Here is a 1,816-nt window from a genome sequence, read left to right on the forward strand (position 1 = left end):
GTTTTAAACTCTATGATCTCATAGAGACCTTTATCAAATTCACCAAACAGAAATAGTTTTCCCTTAGTAAACTTGTAGTGAAACGCGTATTTCTTATTCGTATTGTCAATCTCAACATCTAATGAAGATACATTTTCATCGATGCGTTCTACAATAGTATTTGTAGGTGCCTCGAGACTATCTGTTTCTGAAGTTTCGAAAATAGGAGCTGCAGATGGCTTTTTGATTTCAGGCTGTGCTGCTACTTTTTCTTTAGTCTCTGTTTCTTTTACCTCATCTAAAGCAGGTTTGCTTTCAGGTTCAGTTGGCTTAACCTCAGTATTTGAAGGTACTTCAACAATAGGTTCAGCCTCATTTTCAACTTCATCTACTTCAGGTGTGGATTCTGTTTCTAGTGGTACTTCAGCAATTTCTTCCTGAGTTACTGCTGGTTCTGCAGAGTCTTCTCTAAGGCTAAAGTAATATATGCCTAAGGCCAATATGCCTAAAACAGCAACGGCCGAGGCTATTTTACCAAACATTATAGCACCTCCGGCACCAGCACCACCGACTGGAACATTGTCAAGCATTTGCTTAAGCTCAACTCTGCGCGCCTCTTTAATCCCCTCTATGATATCTTTTTGAAAATTAAATTCATTCAAAAGCTCCGGGTCTTTTGTTAATTCAGTTTCAAATTGCTGCCGTTGAGCCAAAGACATCTCATCCTCTAAGTAGGCACTTATTTTTTCTATATTGCTCATATTCTTTAATCAAGAAAGTCGCTCTCGGTAAACTGAGATTTGACTAATTCATCTAATTTCTTTTTACACTTATATTTTTTAGTTTTTGCTGTGTTGGTATTCGCAAAGCCCAACTTATCAGCAATTTCCTGCATCGACATGCCATCGAAATAGTAATACATGAGCACATGCTTACAAGTATCTCCTAGCTGCCTAATGCATTCGTTTATAATTTTTGCTCGCTCTTTTTTATCATGTTCAATAAATTGAACCCCGTCTTTTTCTTCATGAGAAAGTCTTTTCTTTCTATCAAGTTCTTTTCTCCAGAGATTTTGACATATGCTGTAGAGATACGTACTTATTTTAGAAGTAAGAACAAGCTTTCCACTTACGGCTTTCTGCCAAAACACCACGAGAGCGTCCTGGTAAATGTCCTTAGCTTCCTGCTCTGATCCACTATTTGAAATGACCATTTTGGTCATCATTCTATAATATTTCTTATATAGAACTTCTAGTGTTTGTTCGTCTCCTTTACATATTCTCTCAAAAATCTCCTGATCTTTCATTTGAGCTCAGCTTTTTATACCAATTGATTTGTGTAGGTAACCATATAGTGCAATTTTTAGTGAAACTATCTGTTGCAACATTGAAACTGCGGATTTTTTAGGCGTTATCCTGCCTTAACCCACGTTTGTGTTCTATAAAATAATCCCCAATATCCTCTTATTTTAAGATTACCATCTTCAAGCCATATTTTGCACTTATAAATTCTGCCTTCATCCGGCTTTAGTACGGTACCATTGGCGTACTCAGTACCTTCCTTTTCCAGGCCTTTGATAATTTCCATGCCAATGATCTTCTTGTTGTATCGAGGGTCATCTTCAGGGCACTCATCACATACCGGATCCGGATTTTGACCGGGCTCTCTAAATAGCTTAACTATTTTACCGTACAGCTTGTTGTCTCGTTCGTAGATTTCAACTACCGACTTTACTTTGCCTGTTTCATCGTCAACGGTTTTCCATTTGCCAAGCACGTCCTGAGCCTGGATGCTCGCAAAAACACATATAAACGCAATTGTAAAAATTAGTCCTTTC

At 37.8% G+C, this 1,816-nt stretch carries 3 protein-coding genes; all 3 read right to left on the bottom strand.

All coding sequences use genetic code 11. From position 1 onward, the window contains the following. The coding region (locus tag E1176_RS01585) for an anti-sigma factor (RefSeq protein ID WP_222933051.1) at positions 1-740 on the bottom strand (740 nt) is incomplete at its 3' end. Between the two features lie 5 nt (positions 741-745). Continuing rightward, positions 746-1,285 carry an RNA polymerase sigma factor gene (locus E1176_RS01590; protein ID WP_155208827.1) on the bottom strand — a complete coding sequence of 180 codons (540 nt, stop codon included), beginning with the start codon at positions 1,283-1,285 and terminating at the stop codon, positions 746-748. 104 nt (positions 1,286-1,389) lie between these two features. Further along, a partial coding sequence (locus tag E1176_RS01595; RefSeq protein ID WP_155208828.1) for a DUF2147 domain-containing protein occupies positions 1,390-1,816 on the bottom strand: 427 nt, incomplete at its 5' end.

Origin of the sequence: Fulvivirga aurantia, assembly GCF_009711475.1 — a bacterium.
Taxonomy (GTDB): Bacteria; Bacteroidota; Bacteroidia; order Cytophagales; family Cyclobacteriaceae; genus Fulvivirga; species Fulvivirga aurantia.